The organism is Kitasatospora sp. NPDC088391, from assembly GCF_044753345.1.
Classification (GTDB): domain Bacteria; phylum Actinomycetota; class Actinomycetes; order Streptomycetales; family Streptomycetaceae; genus Kitasatospora.
On record NZ_JBIVNB010000006.1, the window covers coordinates 39,369 to 55,984 of the forward strand.

Annotated in this window: 13 protein-coding genes, 2 tRNA genes and 1 riboswitch; of the genes, 11 read left to right on the forward strand and 4 right to left on the reverse strand. The window is 72.6% G+C overall.

The features are described from left to right. Positions 1 to 81: 81 nt before the first annotated feature. On the reverse strand, positions 82 to 2,673 hold the full coding sequence (gene pepN, locus ACIQBJ_RS19435; protein WP_400711516.1) for an aminopeptidase N: 2,592 nt from the start codon (positions 2,671 to 2,673) through the stop codon (positions 82 to 84). Positions 2,674 to 2,848: 175 nt separating this feature from the next. Between pepN and ACIQBJ_RS19440 the strand changes: the two genes are divergently transcribed. Continuing rightward, on the forward strand, positions 2,849 to 3,484 hold the full coding sequence (locus ACIQBJ_RS19440) for a disulfide bond formation protein DsbA (protein WP_400711519.1): 636 nt from the start codon (positions 2,849 to 2,851) through the stop codon (positions 3,482 to 3,484). Positions 3,485 to 3,538: 54 nt separating this feature from the next. Here the strand turns inward: ACIQBJ_RS19440 and ACIQBJ_RS19445 are convergent, their stop codons facing one another. Then, positions 3,539 to 4,933, reverse strand: coding sequence for an amino acid permease (locus ACIQBJ_RS19445; protein ID WP_400711522.1), 1,395 nt, complete (start codon positions 4,931 to 4,933; stop codon positions 3,539 to 3,541). A gap of 277 nt (positions 4,934 to 5,210) precedes the next feature. Here ACIQBJ_RS19445 and ACIQBJ_RS19450 point away from each other — a divergent pair, with 277 nt between their 5' ends. Together ACIQBJ_RS19450 and ACIQBJ_RS19455 are read left to right on the forward strand one after the other, a co-directional pair. Further along, positions 5,211 to 5,807: a biotin transporter BioY gene (locus ACIQBJ_RS19450; RefSeq protein ID WP_400711525.1), complete on the forward strand. Its 597-nt coding sequence runs from the start codon at positions 5,211 to 5,213 to the stop codon at positions 5,805 to 5,807. Between the two features lie 72 nt (positions 5,808 to 5,879). Next, entirely contained in the window at positions 5,880 to 6,365 is a 486-nt protein-coding gene (locus ACIQBJ_RS19455) for a ribose-5-phosphate isomerase (protein WP_400711528.1), read from the forward strand. A 105-nt stretch (positions 6,366 to 6,470) separates the two neighbouring features. Here ACIQBJ_RS19455 and ACIQBJ_RS19460 read toward each other — a convergent pair whose 3' ends face one another. Then, on the reverse strand, positions 6,471 to 7,724 hold the full coding sequence (locus tag ACIQBJ_RS19460; RefSeq protein ID WP_400711531.1) for a GNAT family N-acetyltransferase: 1,254 nt from the start codon (positions 7,722 to 7,724) through the stop codon (positions 6,471 to 6,473). A 189-nt stretch (positions 7,725 to 7,913) separates the two neighbouring features. On the opposite strand from ACIQBJ_RS19460, the gene ACIQBJ_RS19465 reads away from it, so the two are divergent. From ACIQBJ_RS19465 to ACIQBJ_RS19475, 3 genes are all read left to right on the forward strand, one after another. Continuing rightward, complete coding sequence (locus ACIQBJ_RS19465; protein ID WP_400711534.1) at positions 7,914 to 9,125, forward strand: PP2C family protein-serine/threonine phosphatase; 1,212 nt, start codon at positions 7,914 to 7,916, stop codon at positions 9,123 to 9,125. Between the two features lie 456 nt (positions 9,126 to 9,581). Beyond that, on the forward strand, positions 9,582 to 9,776 hold the full coding sequence (locus ACIQBJ_RS19470; RefSeq protein WP_400711537.1) for a hypothetical protein: 195 nt from the start codon (positions 9,582 to 9,584) through the stop codon (positions 9,774 to 9,776). Between the two features lie 406 nt (positions 9,777 to 10,182). After that, positions 10,183 to 10,335: riboswitch (cyclic di-AMP (ydaO/yuaA leader) on the forward strand. Positions 10,336 to 10,340: 5 nt separating this feature from the next. Next, the gene (locus tag ACIQBJ_RS19475; RefSeq protein WP_400711540.1) at positions 10,341 to 11,369 is read left to right on the forward strand and encodes a peptidoglycan DD-metalloendopeptidase family protein; all 1,029 of its coding nucleotides are present in this window, start codon (positions 10,341 to 10,343) and stop codon (positions 11,367 to 11,369) included. Between the two features lie 197 nt (positions 11,370 to 11,566). On the opposite strand, the gene ACIQBJ_RS19480 is transcribed toward ACIQBJ_RS19475, so the two are convergent. After that, a tRNA-Gly gene (locus tag ACIQBJ_RS19480) sits at positions 11,567 to 11,640 on the reverse strand. 150 nt (positions 11,641 to 11,790) lie between these two features. Between ACIQBJ_RS19480 and ACIQBJ_RS19485 the strand changes: the two genes are divergently transcribed. The 5 genes from ACIQBJ_RS19485 to clpX all read left to right on the forward strand — a co-directional run bounded on the left by ACIQBJ_RS19485 (position 11,791) and on the right by clpX (position 16,607). Then, positions 11,791 to 11,864: transfer RNA gene (locus ACIQBJ_RS19485), tRNA-Pro, on the forward strand. A 222-nt stretch (positions 11,865 to 12,086) separates the two neighbouring features. Beyond that, a complete protein-coding gene (gene tig / locus ACIQBJ_RS19490) occupies positions 12,087 to 13,478 on the forward strand; it encodes a trigger factor (protein WP_400711543.1) in 1,392 nt (463 codons plus the stop codon). A gap of 246 nt (positions 13,479 to 13,724) precedes the next feature. Next, positions 13,725 to 14,336 carry an ATP-dependent Clp protease proteolytic subunit gene (locus ACIQBJ_RS19495; protein WP_400711546.1) on the forward strand — a complete coding sequence of 204 codons (612 nt, stop codon included), beginning with the start codon at positions 13,725 to 13,727 and terminating at the stop codon, positions 14,334 to 14,336. Positions 14,337 to 14,380: 44 nt separating this feature from the next. Next, the gene (locus ACIQBJ_RS19500) at positions 14,381 to 15,043 is read left to right on the forward strand and encodes an ATP-dependent Clp protease proteolytic subunit (RefSeq protein WP_400711549.1); all 663 of its coding nucleotides are present in this window, start codon (positions 14,381 to 14,383) and stop codon (positions 15,041 to 15,043) included. Between the two features lie 277 nt (positions 15,044 to 15,320). Beyond that, positions 15,321 to 16,607, forward strand: coding sequence for an ATP-dependent Clp protease ATP-binding subunit ClpX (gene clpX, locus ACIQBJ_RS19505; protein WP_400711552.1), 1,287 nt, complete (start codon positions 15,321 to 15,323; stop codon positions 16,605 to 16,607). Positions 16,608 to 16,616 lie beyond the last annotated feature (9 nt).

A 16,616-nucleotide genomic window follows, 5' to 3' on the forward strand; every position in this document is an offset into this window, starting at 1 on the left:
CGGCACCCCCGCAGCACTCCTGCAGTACCCTCGCACGTGGGGCAACTCCCTTTCCAGAGAAGGGAGTTGCCCCACTCTGCGTCAGCGGGCGTCGCACTCCTGGGCGCGCAGCGCCCGGGCCAGGTCGTCCCGGCACTCCAGCACCAGGCGGCGCAGCGCGGGCGCCGCGTCCGGGTGCCGCTCCAGCCAGGCGTCGGTGGTCGCCAGCGTCTCCGGCACGGTCTGGAAGCGCGGGAACAGGCCGCCGACGATCCGCATCGCGATCTCGATCGAGCGCTCCGCCCAGACCCGCTCCAGCAGCTCGAAGTACGGCCCGGCGTACGGGGCCGTCAACTCCCGCTGCCCGGCCCGGTTGAAGCCCGCGATCCGGGCCTCGACCAGGGCGTTGGGCAGCGCGTCGGAGTCGACCACGGCGCTCCACGACTCGGCCTTCGCCGCCGGGGTGGGCAGCGCGGCCAGGCAGCGGGTGTGCTGGCGGCGGCCGCCGGCCGTGTTGTCCTCGGCCAGCTCGGCGGCCAGCTCCTCGACCGTGGCGGCCCCGTTCGCGGCCAGCGCCAGCCAGAAGCTCCAGCGCAGCTCCTGGTCGACCGCCAGGCCGTCGATCCGGCCGGTGCCGTCCAGCAGGCCGCGGAGCAGCTGCAGGTGGTCGGCGCGGGTGGCCAGCTCGGCCAGGAAGCGGGCCCAGGCCAGCTGGTGGTCGCTGCCGGGCGCGGCCGCCGCGAGCTCGTGCAGCGCGCACTCGGCGAGCGCGGCGGCCTCCTCGGCGCGGCGGGCCGGGTCGGTGTACACCGCCAGCGCCAGGCCGGCCTGCTGGTGCAGCGAGAGCAGCACGCCGATGTTGGCCTCCCGGCCGGCGAAGCGCCGCACCAGGTCCAGGTAGTCGCGGGCGGGCATCAGCCCGTCCCGGGTCAGGTTCCAGACCGCGGACCAGGCCAGCGCCCGGGCCAGGCTGGGGGCGGGCAGGCCGTCCGCGACCGGGCCGTCGGCGAGCGAGCCGAGGCCGGTGCGCAGGGTCTCCAGCGAGTGCTCGTCGAAGCGGACCTTGCCGTACGTCAGGTCGTCGTCGTTGACCAGCACCAGCGCGGGCGCGGGCCGCCCGGCCGCCTCGGCGACCACGGTGCGGGCGCCGGTGACGTCCAGCTCGAAGCGGCCGGTGCGCAGCAGCGCGCCGTCCGGGGCCAGGTCGTACAGGCCGACCGCGATCCGGTGCGGGCGCAGCGGGGCGCCGTCCTGGCGGATCGCCAGCTCGGTGATCCGGCCCTCGGCGTCCCGGGCCACCTCGGGGGTGAGGGTGTTGACGCCGGAGGTCTGCAGCCAGGCCGCGGACCAGGCCCGCAGGTCGCGGCCGCTGGTCTCCTCCAGGGCGTCCAGCAGGTCGGTGAGCACGGTGTTGCCGAAGGCGTGCTTCTTGAAGTACCGGCGGGCGCCCTCGAAGAAGGCGTCCCGGCCGACGTAGGCCACCAGCTGCTTGAGGACGGCGGCGCCCTTGGCGTAGGTGATGCCGTCGAAGTTGAGCTTGGCGTCCTCCAGGTCGCGGATGTCGGCCGTGATCGGGTGGGTGGTCGGGAACTGGTCCTGCCGGTACGCCCAGGCCTTGCGCTGGTTGGCGAAGGTGATCCAGCCGTCCTGGAAGTCGGTCGCCTCCAGCTGGGCGAAGGTGCCCATGAAGTCCGCGAAGGACTCCTTCAGCCACAGGTCGTCCCACCACTTCATGGTGACCAGGTCGCCGAACCACATGTGCGCCATCTCGTGCAGGATCACGTTGGCGCGGCTCTCGTACGACGCCTCGGTGACCTTCGAGCGGTACACGTACTCCTCGTTGAAGGTCACGCAGCCCGGGTTCTCCATCGCGCCGATGTTGTACTCGGGGACGAAGCAGCTGTCGTACTTGCCGAACGGGTACGGGTAGTCGAACGCCTCGTGGAAGAAGTCCAGGCCGCGCTTGGTGACGTCGAGGATCCGGTCGGCGTCGAAGTACGGGGCCAGCGAGCGGCGGCAGGTCGCGGCGAGCGGGATCTCCAGCACGCCGCCGTCGGCCAGTTCGCGCCGGTAGTGGTCGCGCACCACGTGGTACGGGCCGGCCACCACGGCGGTCAGGTAGGTGGAGATCGGCTGGGTCGGCGCGAACTCCCAGGTGCGGACCGCGCCTTCCTCGACCACGCGCTCGGCCACCGCGTTGGCGTACACGTCCCAGGCCGCCGGGGCGGTCACGGTGAACGCGAACGGGGCCTTCAGGTCCGGCTGTTCGAAGTTCGCGAACACCCGGCGGGCGTCGGCCGGCTCGTAGTGGGTGTACAGGTAGGTCTCGCCGTCCGCCGGGTCGACGAAGCGGTGCAGGCCCTCGCCGGTGCGGCTGTACGCGCACTCGGCCACCACCGTCAGCTCGTTGTGCGCGGCCAGGCCCGGCAGCGCGACCCGGGCGCCGTCGAACACCTCGGCCGGGTCGAGGGCCGTCCCGTTCAGCTCCACCGAGACCACCTCGGGGGCCAGCAGGTCGGCGAACGACGCGGCGCCCGGGGCGTCGCAGGCGAACGAAACGCGGGTGGTGGAACGGAAGGTGGACCGATCGGCGTCGGCCGCCGCACTCACGTCCAGGTGGACGCGGTAGCGCTCCACCCGGATGATCGCGGCCCGGTCGCGGGCCTCCTCGCGGCTCAGGTTCTTGCCCGGCACGGCGGCACTCCTCTGTACGGAACACACGGGTCCGGGGCGCTCATGGCACCCCGCGGGGGCATCCTTTCACGCGCCCCCCGAAGTGCCATTGCACTGGGCCGGAATCATCGCGGACACCGCCGAGTTGCATCCCCCGGGGAACACCCCCACTACCCCGACCCGAAGGACGCCGTCAGTGACGACCGCAGACTCCCGCAAGATCGCCGACTTCTGGTTCGACCCGATCTGCCCCTGGGCCTGGATGACCTCCCGCTGGATGCTGGAGGTCGAGCAGCTCCGTCCGGTGGACACCCGCTGGCACGTGATGAGCCTGTCGGTCCTGAACGAGAACCGCGAGGACCTCCCCGAGCGGTACCGCGAACTGCTCGACGCCGGCTGGGGCCCGGTCCGGGTCCTGATCGCCGCCGCCAAGGCGCACGGCGACAAGGTGCTCGGCCCGCTCTACACCGAGCTCGGCACCCGCTTCCACAACCAGGACCTGCCCAACAACCGGGAGACCATCGTGGCCGCGCTGCGCGCCGCGAACCTCCCCGAGGAGCTGGCGGACGCCGCCGACACCGACGCCCACGACGCGGAGCTGCGCGCCTCGCACGCCGAGGGCATCGGCCTGGTCGGCGAGGACGTCGGCACCCCGGTGATCGCCGTCGACGGCCCGGACGGCGACCGGGTCGCCTTCTTCGGCCCGGTCGTCACCCCCACCCCGCGCGGCGAGGCCGCCGCCCGGCTGTGGGACGGCACCGTGCTGGTCGCCTCCACCCCGGGCTTCTACGAGATCAAGCGCACCCGCACCGCGGGCCCGTCCTTCGAGTAGCGGCCCCGCGACCGGCCCCGCACCCCGGTGGGGGAGCGGGGCCGTCGCCGTCGCTCAGGCGGCCCGCCGGCTCCGCGCCCACCCCGCCGCGGCCAGCGCCAGGGTCAGGCCGGCCGTGAAGTACAGCTGGACGCGGTGGGCGGAGTCCAGCGTCATCAGCACCAGGACGGCCCCGATCGCGGCCAGCGCCAGCCAGGTCAGGTACGGGAACGCCCACATCCGGACCGGGAGCTGCCCGTCCGTCAGGTGGCGGCGCATCCGCAGCTGGGCGACCGCGATGAACGCCCAGACCACCAGGACGGCCGCGCCGACCATGTTGAGCAGCCAGCTGAACACCGTCTCCGGCCACCAGTAGGAGAGCAGCACCGCCAGGAAGCCGAACGCGCAGGAGGCCAGCACCGCCCGGCGCGGCACGCCCCCGGAGAGCCGGGCCAGCGCGCGCGGCCCGTGGCCGCGGGCCACCAGCGAGTGCGCCATCCGCGAGGAGCCGTAGACGTTGGCGTTCATCGCGGACAGCAGCGCGATCAGCACCACCGCGTTCATCAGCTGCGCCGCCCCCGGGATGCCGAGGCGGTCCAGCACCGCCACGTACGGCCCGGGCCGGACCACCGCCGGGTCGTCCCACGGCACCAGCGCGACGATCACGGCCATCGAGCCGACGTAGAACAGCGCGATCCGCCACATCGCGGTGCGCACCGCGACGGCCACGCTGCGCCGCGGGTCCGCGGACTCGGCGGCGGCGATCGTGACGGTCTCCAGGCCGCCGTACGCGAACACCGAGGCGAGCAGGCCGGTGACCAGGCCGCCCGCGCCGGTCGGGAAGAAGCCGCCGCGGCCGGTCAGGTTGGCGGCGCCGGGGGAGTCGGTGCCGGGCAGCAGGCCGAGCACCGCCAGCACGCCGACCACCAGGAAGGCGGTGATCGCCAGCACCTTGACCGCGGCGAACCAGAACTCGAACTCGCCGAAGTTGCGCACCGCCGCCAGGTTGGTCAGGCAGAAGAAGGCCATGAACACCGCGACCCAGGCCCAGGACGGCACCGCGGGCAGCCATCCCGAGACGATGCCGGCCGCGCCGATCGCCTCGACCGCGACGCCGACGCAGAGCAGCACCCAGAACAGCCAGCCGACGGCGAACCCGGCCCACGGGCCGATCTCCCGGTCCGCGTGCACCGAGAACGAGCCGGAGGCGGGCCGGGCCGCCGACATCTCGCCGAGCATCCGCATCACCAGCATCACCAGCAGGCCGGAGGCGGCGAAGGCCAGCACTACGGCCGGACCGGCGGCCGCGATCCCCGAGCCGGAGCCGACGAACAGCCCGGCGCCGATCACCCCGCCCAGCGCGATCATCGACAGGTGGCGCTGCTTGAGGCCGTGCCCCAGGCCGGTGTCCTCGGCGGCCGGGGCACCGGGGGGCGGGGCGCTGGGGGACGGGGCGGTGCTGCGGGTCATGCGGCGGGTGTCCAGACTGTTCGGGCATGGGAGCGTTTCACGGGTTTCCGACCACTCTGCGGCATATGACGTGCTCACCCCGAACGGTCCCGGAATCCGGACGGACATGCTACGGAACGCCACCGCACGGGCGCGGAAGGTCACGGATGAGGGCCCGGTCACAGGCCGGACCCGACAAGCGGGACCGGTCGGCTTTGTCAGGACCGCAGCGGCGGCGCACACCTGACGGCACGTAGGTTCAGGGGTGATCATCCGCCACGGAACCCCGGGAGCAGCCATGGCCGTCGCCGCACCGATACCGTCCACCGCCGTCCTCGCCGACCTGCTGCCGCAGGCCGCCACCCGGCTCGGCGCGCGGGCCCGCGACCTGGCCCTGGTGGCCGGCGGCGCCGCGCTGACCGGCCTGGCCGCGCAGCTCTCGGTGCCCGTCCCCGGCTCGCCGGTGCCGGTCACCGGGCAGACCTTCGCCGCGCTGCTGGTCGGCACCGCGCTCGGCGCCCGCCGCGGCGCCGCCGCCCTCGGCCTCTACCTGCTGGCGGGCGCGGCCGGCCTGCCCTGGTTCGCCCAGGGCAGCTCCGGCGCGGGCCTGGCCACCCTCGGCTACGTGATCGGCTTCGTGGTCGCCGCCGCCCTCACCGGCGCGCTGGCCCGCCGCGGCGCCGACCGCAGCCCGCTGCGCACGGCCGGCGCGATGGCGCTCGGCAGCCTGGCCATCTACGCCGTCGGCGTGCCCTACCTGGCGTTCGCGCTGGACGTCCCGCTGGCGAAGGCCGCCGACCTCGGCCTGTACCCGTACCTGGTCGGCGACGCGCTGAAGCTGGTGCTCGCCACGGCCGCCCTGCCGCTCACCTGGAAGCTGCTCGACCGCCGCTGACGGAGCGTCGGCGACACCGGGCCCGCCGCCCCTGTCGGGGCGCGGGCCCGGTGGCATGTCACACTCGTGCCCATGCGCGTCTACCTGGGCTCCGACCACGCCGGATACGAACTGAAGAACCACCTCGTCGAGTGGCTGAAGGGGGCCGGGCACGAGCCGGTCGACTGCGGCCCGCACATCTACGACGCCGAGGACGACTACCCGCCGTTCTGCCTCCGGGCGGCCGAGCGCACCGCCGCCGACCCCGAGGCGCTGGGCGTGGTGATCGGCGGCTCCGGCAACGGCGAGGCGATCGCCGCCAACAAGGTCAAGGGCGTCCGGGCCGCCCTCGCCTGGAGCGAGCAGACCGCCGCGCTGGGCCGCGAGCACAACAACGCCAACGTGATCTCGGTCGGCGGCCGGATGCACACCCTGGACGAGGCCACCAAGTTCGTCGAGATCTTCCTCGCCACCCCGTACAGCGGCGAGCCGCGGCACACCCGCCGGATCGAGATGCTCTCCGAGTACGAGACCACCGGCGAACTCCCGCCGATCCCGGCCCACCACCCGCAGGGCTGATCCCGCGCGCCACGCCGCACAGCGCAGCGCCGCACAGCACCGCGCCCGCCCGGAACCCTCCGGGCGGGCGCGTTCCGTTCCGCGCCCCGCGCCGACGCCCCGGAATCAGAAGCCGTGCGGCAGCCAGGGCTCCAGCGCCGAGCGGAACGCCGCCGCGGCCGGCTCCAGCGCACCCGGCCGGACCTCCCGGACCAGGCCCGCCGCGGCCAGCGCCGCCAGCGAACCGCCGCCCAGGTACACCGAGCCCAACTCCCGCACGTCCAGCTCCAGTTCGGCCGGATCGCCGGTCCGCACGCAGGAGGCCGGACCGCCCGGCGCCGCCGTCAGCCGCCACCGGCCCGCGTTCCACGGGCAGAACGCGTCCGCCACCTCCAGCACCACGTCCACCGGCGCGGCGTAGGCGCGGGCCGTCAGCGCCGCGGGCAGGTCGACCAGCCGCACGTACAGCGCGTCCACCAGCCGCGGCGTCAGGTGCCGGACGTCCGACACCAGGTGCAGCAGCGGATCGTCCACCGGCAGGCTGCCCGCCTCCACCCGCACCGTCAGGTCCAGGTCCAGCAGGAACTCCCACAGCCGGGCGTACACCCACGGCTGCTCCGCCTGCACCGCGCGCACCCGCACCGTCCCGGCCGCGCCGCGCTCGTCGAACTCGCCCTTCACCGCGTACCGGGCGTAGCCCAGCAGTTCCCCGCTCGCCGCGTCCTCGGCCAGCACGCACTGCAGCGGGGAGAAGCCGCCGCGCGACTCCGGCGCGTCCAGCACCGCGACCTTCTCCCAGCCCGGCCGCCGGGCCAGACCGCCCGGGCGCCCGGCCACCAGCCGGGCGTACAGCTCCTCGCAGCGCGGCAGCTCCGCCACCGGATCGGCCAGCCGCAGCACCACCTCGCCGCGCTGCTCCGGCACCCGGACCCGGACCCGGCCGCGCAGCAGCGACACCGCCGCCTTGCGGGTCGCCGCACCGTAGCCGAACCGGCCGTAGATGGCCGGCTCCGAGGCCGTCAGCGCCGCCACCGCCTCGCCCGCCGCCCGCACGTCGTCCAACTGGCGGCGCATCAGCGCCGTCAGCGCGCCGCGCCGCCGGTGCGTCGGCAGCACGCCCACCATCGTCACGCCCGCCACCGGCAGCACCGCCCCGCCCGGCACCGCCAGCCGCAGGCTGAAGATCCCGCCGCCGCCGACGATCCGGTCGCCCTCGCAGATCGCCAGCGAGCGCTCCACCTCGGTCAACTCCCGCCACAGCGCCCGCTCCTCGGGCGGCTCCGGGGTACCCCCGAAGGCCACGTCCACGGTGCCGTACCAGGGCTCCCACTCCTCGGCCCGCAGGGGGCGCACGGTCAGTTCGGGCTGTCGCGTCGTCATGGGGCCTTGCCTACCAGGCGATCCGTCCGTCCGCGACCGATTTGTCGCCCCGACCCGGCCGCCGCCGCCCCCGCCCGCGGCCCCGCCCGCCGCCCGGCGGCCGAAACCCACCGCCGCGACCCGGCCCGCTGCACTCCGTGCCACCCGGCCCGTCGACGTGCGGACCGCCGGTGGATAAGGTCGGTCCCCATGGCCGGCAGCGCGCGCTCCAGTGCGACGGGCCGGGACCGCAGGACGTCCCGCGAACCCGTGACGGCCCGGCTGCGCGCGGCGCTGTCCCGGGCCCGACGCAGGCTGCGCCGCACCGGGGTCGACTACTTCCGCGGCGACGGCGCCGACTGGTGGGCGTTCGCCGCCCTCGCCCTGGCCGTCCCGCTGCTGGTCCTGCTGAACATCCTCGCCCCCGACTGGGCCCCGCCCACCGCGCTGGTGCTGCCGGTGCTGGCCGGCGCCCTGCTGCTGCGCCCCGGCACCCTGGTCCTGCTGTACGCCGTCGCCGCAGCCGGCCTGGTCACCGAGTCCCTGGTGCACACCGGCGAGCGGCTGGCCTCCGACACCCCCGACGCCTACGGCCACGGCGTCACCCCCGGCGCCGCCCTGGTGGTCGGCGCCGTCGGCGTGGCCGGCCTGCTGGTCGCCCAGTTCCGCCGTCGGGTCGGCGTGCCCTGGCGCGGCGGCTCCACCATGCTCTTCGACCTGCGCGAGCGCATCCGGGTCCAGGGCCGGACCCCCCGACTGCCCGACGGCTGGCACACCGACACCGCGCTCCGCCCGGCCGGCGGCCAGTCCTTCTCCGGCGACTTCATGGTCGCCGCCCGCACCGGCCCCGGCGGCCGGATGCTCGAAGCCGTCCTCGCCGACGTCTCCGGCAAGGGCATGGACGCGGGCAGCCGCGCCCTGCTGCTCTCCGGCGCCTTCGGCGGCCTGCTCGGCTCGCTGCCCGCCCACGACTTCCTGCCCGCCGCCAACGGCTACCTGCTCCGCCAGGACTGGGCCGAGGGCTTCGCCACCGCCGCCCACCTGGTGCTCGACCTGGACACCGGCGAGTACGAACTCCTCTCGGCCGGCCACCTCCCCGGCATGCACCGCCTCGCCGGGGCCGGCCACTGGGAGGTCAAGGAGGCCGAGGGCCCGCTGCTCGGCGTCTACGACGGCGCCAAGTTCGAAGGGGTGCGCGGCACCCTGGGCCCCGGCGACCTGCTGATGCTCTGCACCGACGGCATGGTGGAGATCCCCGGCCGCGACCTCGGCGAGGGCATGGACCGGCTGATGGGCGAGGCCGACCGGCTGGTCGCCACCGCCCCGCCGGGCGGCCGCTCCGGCGCCGCGGTCCGGCTGATCGACACCGTCGCCAAGCACGTCAACGACGACCGTGCGGTCCTGCTGGTCTGGCGCGGCTGAGGACGCCGCGGCCGGCCTCCCTGATCGCGGAGGGCCGGAGCGCGGAGGGCCGGATTGCGGAGAGCCGGTGAGCGCCGGGTGTCCACGGAGTGTCAAACCCGGACGTTGATCTTCGGCCAATTCCCGGGCGCCGCCCCGACGGTGGGCGGTTCCCGGATCTGCCTGCCGATATGCCCCGACCGCGCCCCGGCGGCCGCGCGGCGGCCCGCCCCGCCGACGCTCCGTCAGAACCCGTCCGCTATCGTCACGGTCGGCGAAAATCAGTCCCACCACCCCGGTTCACGCGTCGGGCGACGGGGCAAGTCCTTTACGCAGTAGGCACGAACGACCACACTGAGTCCGGATGGAGTGGTGGGGACACGGGGGGCAGGGGCCGGTTTCCGCCTGGAACCGCCGTCGGTTCCGCCCGAAGGTTCCGACCCGAACCCCCGCCACGAATCGAGGAAGTGAGTCCCGGTGGCCTTCTCCGTCTCCGCGCTTGTCCTGTTCGGCGTCATCGTCGCCATCTTCATCCGCAACAAGCAGCTGAAGACCGGGCACGCCATCATGGCCGCCCTGTTCGGCTTCATGCTCAGCCAGTCGACCATGGCCGGGCCGATCCAGCAGTTCCTCGCCTCGGTGTCCAAGGCCATCGCCAGCATCGCGGGCTGACGGACCGTCGGCCCCCGGGCAGGACTCCGGGCAGGACTTCGAGCAGAACCACAGGCAGTGCCTCATGGCGGCCGGGGTGCCCCGGGCCGTCCGTTCGGCCTGCCCGCGGGTGACCAGGGTCACCCGCCCCGTCACGCCAGGTGAACGCCCGACCGCACACGGTGGCCAATGTCGCCCGCCGTGTCCGGTTCGTAGGCGACCCGTCATGATCCCGTGCGCGCAGCGCGGCCGCCCGGCCGACGGAGCGTGACCTGGCGGACCGTCAGCCCCTTCCCGATCACGGGAACGGGGCTTTTCGGCGCTTGCCAGCTTTCCGACCTGTGGGTTTTGCTTCCACCGCAGCCCGGCCACTGACCGGGCAGGCCACCGAGCGGAACGCCTAGTCCTGCCGTCGCCCGGTGCCGACCAGATCACCACGCCACGGCAGGAGCGGGGGAACCACAGGTAGTACGCCGGGCCCGGAACGCACGGGGCCGGCTTGGGGTGAAGCCGCGGAGACGCGGCCGGGCAACTCTCGCCCGAACCCGACAGCTCACCTCGCAGGCGTCGGAGAGGAACTGCTTCATGTCCGCTCAGGGCAAGCACCGCAAGCCGAGCCTGACCACCATCGCCCGCATCGTCATCGCCACCGGCGTGGCCGGTGCCGCGATCGGCCTCCCGGTCTCCGCCGCCTCCGCGCACGGCACCGCCGACCACCACGACGGCGGCCGCCAGTGGGCGCACGTCTCGGTCGACGCCACCCCCGTCGCCGACACCGCCGTCGGCGCCCCCGCCGCCGAGCAGGCCGCCACCCCGGCCGCCGCCTCGCACACCTACCGGGTCGCCTCGGGCGACACCCTCTCCCGGATCGCCGACGCGCAGGACGTCGACGGCGGCTGGCAGAAGCTCTACCAGGACAACCGCTCGGTCATCGGCGGCAACCCGGACCTGATCCGCCCCGGCCAGCAGCTCACCGTCAACGGCCAGGCCGCGGCGGCCGCCCCGGCCCCGGCCCCGGCCCCGGCCAAGAGTTCCGCCCCGGCCTCGTCGTCGTCCTCCTCGTCCTCCTCCGACACGGCCGCCGCCAAGACCGCGGCCGTGCCGAAGACCACGACGAAGAGCACCACCGCCAAGGTCCAGACCCAGACCCAGACCCAGGCCCCGGCGCAGACCAAGACCCAGCAGACGGCCCCGGCCGCGAGCACCTCCAAGGGCTACGTCGCCCCGGCCCCGGGCAGCGTCACCACCGGCTACAAGGTGGCCGGCTCCAACTGGTCCAGCGGCTACCACACCGGCATCGACTTCCCGGTCTCCACCGGCACCAGCCTCAAGGCGATCGCCGCGGGCACCGTGGTCTCCGCCGGCAACGGCGGTGCCTACGGCAACCAGGTCGTCATCAAGCTCGCCGACGGCAAGTACGCCCAGTACGCCCACCTCTCCTCGATCTCCGTCTCGGCCGGCCAGTCCGTGACGGCGGGCCAGCAGATCGGCCTCTCCGGCGCCACCGGCAACGTCACCGGCCCGCACCTGCACTTCGAGATCCGCACCACCCCGGACTACGGCTCCGACATCGACCCCGTCGCCTACCTGGCGGCCCACGGCGTCAACGTCTGACCCCGAACCCCACCCCCCGAGGGCCCCGCGCACACTCCCCGTGCGCGGGGCCCTCGGGCCGTCGTCGGGCAGCAGGCGGGGGGAGGGGCCGGCAAGGCGCCGTGAAGGGTGCGGGGAGGGGGCGGCGCAGGGGCGGGAAAGCGCCCGGGAACGCCGACGGCCCCGGCTGCCTGGGCAGTTCGGGGCCGTCGGGGGAGTGGAGCGGGTGACGAGAATCGAACTCGCGTGACCAGTTTGGAAGACTGGGGCTCTACCATTGAGCTACACCCGCACAGGCGTACCCGGACCGCGGCGCGGTGGCGGGGACTGGGCAAGCGTACCTGGTCGGGTCGGTGGAATGCACACTCCTTACGGGGTTGTCGGCTCGCGGATATCGCCCCGGGAGGGGGCGGGCCGACGTGTACTCTTCTGCTCGGCACCACGGGGTGTGGCGCAGGTTGGTAGCGCGTCCGCTTTGGGAGCGGAAGGCCGTCGGTTCGAATCCGGTCACCCCGACCGTGTGCGGCAGGGTCTCGCCGGCGGCGGGGCCCTGTTGTCGTTGAGGGCAGCTCCCACCTGCGGCCGACCCGCGGCCGACGTGCGGCCGACCTGCACCCGGTGCCGGGCACAGTCGCTTTCGTGGTACCGGTAGGATGGATCGCTGGCGGTAGTACGGACAGCATTTTCAGCCCCAACCGCCTATCGCCTCTGACCGCAAGCCCCCTAGGAGACCTAACCGTGAAGAGCGCCGTCGAGACTCTGAACCCGACCCGGGTTCGACTCACCGTCGAGGTGCCCTTCGAGGAGCTCAAGCCCAGCCTCGACGCGGCGTACAAGAAGATCAACCAGCAGGTCACCGTTCCGGGCTTCCGCAAGGGCAAGATCCCGAACAAGGTGATCGACCAGCGCTTCGGTCGTGGCGCGGTGCTGGAGGAGGCCGTCAACGACGCGCTTCCGCGCTTCTACACGCAGGCCGTCGACGAGGGCCAGATCGACGTGCTGGGCCAGCCGGACATCACCGGCATCGAGGGTGTCGAGAACCTCGCCGACGGCGGTGACCTCAAGTTCGTCGCCGAGGTCGACGTCCGCCCCGAGGTCGCCCTGCCCGACTTCGCCGAGATCGCCGTCGTGGTCGACCCGATCGAGGTCACCGACGAGGACGTCGCGAAGTCCCTCGAGCAGCTCCGCGAGCGCTTCAGCTCCGTGAAGGACGTCGAGCGCGCCGCCGCCGAGGGCGACGTCGTGGTCGTCGACCTGGAGGCCAAGGTCGACGGTGAGGTGCCGGAGGACGGCACCGCCACCGGCGTGAGCTACGAGATCGGCTCCGGCCGCCTGCTGGACGGCATCGACGAGGCCGTCGTCGGCCTGTCGGCCGGCGAGTCCAAGACCTTCACCACCACCCTCAAGGGCGGCACGGCGGTCGGCCAGGACTCCGAGGTCACCGTCACCGTGACCGCCGTCCAGGAGAAGGAACTCCCCGAGCTGGACGACGAGTTCGCGCAGCTCGCGAGCGAGTTCGACACCATCGAGGAGCTCCGCGCCGACTCCGTCAAGCGCCTGGAGCGCATGAAGGAGTTCGACCAGGCCACCCAGGCCCAGGAGAAGGTCCTCGACGAGCTGCTGAACCGGGTCGAGATGGACTACCCGGAGAAGCTGCTCGCGGACGAGGTCAACACCCGCAAGCACAACCTCGAGCACCACCAGCTGGAGCCGATGGGCCTGACCCTCGACACCTACCTGGCGTCCCAGGACAAGTCCCGCGAGGACTACGACAAGGACACCGAGGAGCAGGCGAAGAAGGGCATCAAGACCCAGTTCGTCCTGGACCAGATCGTCAAGAACGAGGAGCTGGGCGTCAACCAGGAGGAGCTCACCGAGCACCTCATCCGCCGCGCGGCCGGCTCCGGCATGACCCCGGACCAGTTCGCCCAGCAGGTCGTCCAGGGCAACCAGGTGCAGCTGCTGGTCGGCGAGGTCGCCCGCGGCAAGGCGCTGGCCCTGGTGGTCGAGGCCGCCAAGGTGACCGACACCAACGGCGAGACCGTCTCCTTCGAGGACGACGAGGAGGAGGCCGGCGAGACCGCCGAGGCCGCCGCCGAGGAGACCTCCACCGAGTCCGCCGAGGCCTGAGCCTCGTAGCCGTCGGGTTCCCGACGGCGCGTCAGACCGGGAACGGGCCCGGGCACCGCACGGTGCCCGGGCCCGTTCGCGTCCGCGCCGCTCACGCTCCGCAGACCCTGCGCTCACAGCGAACAGTTCTGCGTGGGGGATTCAGCGGCCGGGCCTGCGCGTTAGGGTCGGTGGACAGCGACACACACGCAGATCGACTGAGCAGGTGGCTAAGTGACGTTCCCGCAGATGCAGATGCCTGGCCCGATGGCACCGCACGCCGCCGGCGGCGACGTGGGCGGCGGCCTGGGCGACCAGGTCTACAACCGGCTGCTCAACGAGCGCATCATCTTCCTCGGCCAGCAGGTCGACGACGACATCGCCAACAAGATCACCGCCCAGCTGCTGCTGCTCGCGGCGGACCCCGAGAAGGACATCTACCTCTACATCAACTCCCCGGGTGGATCGATCTCGGCGGGCATGGCGATCTACGACACCATGCAGTACATCAAGAACGACGTGGTCACCATCGCCATGGGCATGGCCGCCTCGATGGGTCAGTTCCTGCTGACCGCGGGCGCGAAGGGCAAGCGCTTCTCGCTGCCGAACGCCAACATCCTGATGCACCAGCCCTCCGCGGGCCTCGGCGGCTCCGCCACCGACATCCGGATCCAGGCCGAGCAGCTGCTGCGCACCAAGAAGCGGATGTCCGAGCTGATCGCCCAGCACAGCGGCCAGTCCTTCGAGCAGATCACCGCGGACTCCGACCGTGACCGCTGGTTCACCCCGGAGGAGGCCAAGGCGTACGGCCTGATCGACGAGATCATGCACAGCGCTGCGGACGTCCCCGGCGGCGGCGGCACCGGCGCCGCAAGCTGACCGGCATCGGAACCCAGACCGCACGCTTCGGAGGACCAGAGAACATGAACATCCCCAGCCTGTCCGGTGCCAAGGCGCGCCTGGAGGACATGCGCGCCGAGGGCCGCTACATCGTGCCGCGCTTCGTCGAGCGCACCTCGCAGGGCGTCCGCGAGTACGACCCGTACGCCAAGCTGTTCGAGGAGCGCATCATCTTCCTCGGCTCGCAGGTGGACGACGTCTCGGCGAACGACATCATGGCGCAGCTGATCTGCCTGGAGTCGATGGACCCGGACCGGGACATCTCGCTCTACATCAACTCGCCCGGCGGCTCGTTCACCGCGCTGACCGCGATCTACGACACCATGCAGTTCGTGAAGCCGGACATCCAGACGGTCTGCATGGGCCAGGCGGCCTCGGCCGCCGCGGTGATCCTGGCCGCGGGCACCCCCGGCAAGCGGATGGCGCTGCCGAACGCCCGGGTGCTGATCCACCAGCCGTACACCGAGACCGGCCGCGGCCAGGTGTCGGACCTGGAGATCCAGGCCAAGGAGATCTTCCGGATGCGCGAGCAGCTGGAGACCATGCTGGCCAAGCACTCCAGCAAGGACGTCGAGCAGGTCCGCGAGGACATCGAGCGCGACAAGATCCTGACGGCCGAGGAGTCGCTGGAGTACGGGCTGATCGACCAGATCATCTCGACCCGGAAGAACTCGTACACCGACTGATCCCCCGCCCCGGGGCGGTGCGTACGTGATGTACGCCCCGCCCCGGGGCGTTCCGGTCGGGGCCCGGCGCCCGGCACAATGGCTGTCGGGTCATGCACCCGCGACGGCATCTGTTCGGTATCAATTCGCCCAGGGCGTAGGGCAGAGCGGTCGAAGTCGGCGGAAACTGCGACTCGGCAGAGTACCGTCGGATACCAGACCGACCGCCGACGGCGAAGCCGGTCCACAGCACCAGGCCCCGACCCCCGCGGGGCCCCTGGCGAAGGGGAAGCACCTCGTGGCACGCATCGGAGACGGTGGCGACCTGCTCAAGTGCTCGTTCTGCGGCAAGTCGCAGAAGCAGGTGAAGAAGCTGATCGCCGGGCCAGGCGTGTACATCTGCGACGAGTGCATCGACCTGTGCAACGAGATCATCGAGGAGGAGCTCGCCGAGAGCTCCGAGGTGCGCTTCGAGGAACTGCCGAAGCCCCGCGAGATCTACGAGTTCCTCGACCAGTACGTGGTCGGCCAGGACCTCGCCAAGAAGTCGCTGTCGGTCGCGGTCTACAACCACTACAAGCGCGTCCAGGCCGGCGAGGCCGGCCGCTCCGGCACCGGCCGGGACGACGCGATCGAGCTGGCCAAGTCCAACATCCTGCTGCTGGGCCCGACCGGCTCCGGCAAGACGCTGCTCGCCCAGACCCTGGCCCGGATGCTGAACGTGCCGTTCGCCATCGCGGACGCCACGGCGCTGACCGAGGCCGGCTACGTCGGCGAGGACGTCGAGAACATCCTGCTGAAGCTGATCCAGGCGGCCGACTACGACGTCAAGAAGGCCGAGACCGGGATCATCTACATCGACGAGATCGACAAGGTCGCCCGGAAGAGCGAGAACCCGTCGATCACCCGCGACGTCTCCGGCGAGGGCGTGCAGCAGGCGCTGCTGAAGATCCTGGAAGGCACCACCGCCTCGGTGCCGCCGCAGGGCGGTCGCAAGCACCCGCACCAGGAGTTCATCCAGATCGACACCACCAACGTGCTGTTCATCGTCGGCGGCGCGTTCGCCGGCCTGGAGCGGATCATCGAGGGCCGGGCCGGCGCCAAGGGCATCGGCTTCGGCGCGACCATCCGCTCCAAGCGCGAGCAGGACTCCGCGGACCACTTCCGCCAGGTGATGCCGGAGGACCTGGTGAAGTTCGGGATGATCCCGGAGTTCATCGGCCGTCTCCCCGTCATCACCAGCGTGCACAACCTGGACCGCGAGGCGCTGCTGCAGATCCTCACCGAGCCGAAGAACGCGCTGGTGAAGCAGTACCGCAAGCTGTTCGAACTCGACGGCGTGGAGCTGGAGTTCACCCGGGACGCGCTGGAGGCGATCGCCGACCAGGCGATCCTCCGCGGCACCGGCGCGCGCGGTCTGCGGGCCATCATGGAGGAGGTGCTGATGTCCGTGATGTACGAGGTGCCGTCCCGGCAGGACGTCGCCCGCGTGGTGGTCACCGGGGACGTCGTCTCCAAGCACGCCATCCCGACCCTGGTCCCGCGCGACATGATCAAGCGCGAGCGCCGGGAGAAGAGCGCCTGACCGGGCACC

What these genes read in the sequence shown, in the direction of transcription:
- ACIQBJ_RS19495 (WP_400711546.1), top strand. Translation starts at nt 13,725, where the DNA reads ATGGCACCGCACGCCGCCGGCGGCGACGTGGGCGGCGGCCTGGGCGAC.
- ACIQBJ_RS19460 (WP_400711531.1), bottom strand. Translation starts at nt 7,724, where the DNA reads ATGACGACGCGACAGCCCGAACTGACCGTGCGCCCCCTGCGGGCCGAG.
- ACIQBJ_RS19455 (WP_400711528.1), top strand. Translation starts at nt 5,880, where the DNA reads ATGCGCGTCTACCTGGGCTCCGACCACGCCGGATACGAACTGAAGAAC.
- ACIQBJ_RS19465 (WP_400711534.1), top strand. Translation starts at nt 7,914, where the DNA reads ATGGCCGGCAGCGCGCGCTCCAGTGCGACGGGCCGGGACCGCAGGACG.
- ACIQBJ_RS19450 (WP_400711525.1), top strand. Translation starts at nt 5,211, where the DNA reads ATGGCCGTCGCCGCACCGATACCGTCCACCGCCGTCCTCGCCGACCTG.
- ACIQBJ_RS19475 (WP_400711540.1), top strand. Translation starts at nt 10,341, where the DNA reads ATGTCCGCTCAGGGCAAGCACCGCAAGCCGAGCCTGACCACCATCGCC.
- ACIQBJ_RS19445 (WP_400711522.1), bottom strand. Translation starts at nt 4,933, where the DNA reads ATGACCCGCAGCACCGCCCCGTCCCCCAGCGCCCCGCCCCCCGGTGCC.
- ACIQBJ_RS19500 (WP_400711549.1), top strand. Translation starts at nt 14,381, where the DNA reads ATGAACATCCCCAGCCTGTCCGGTGCCAAGGCGCGCCTGGAGGACATG.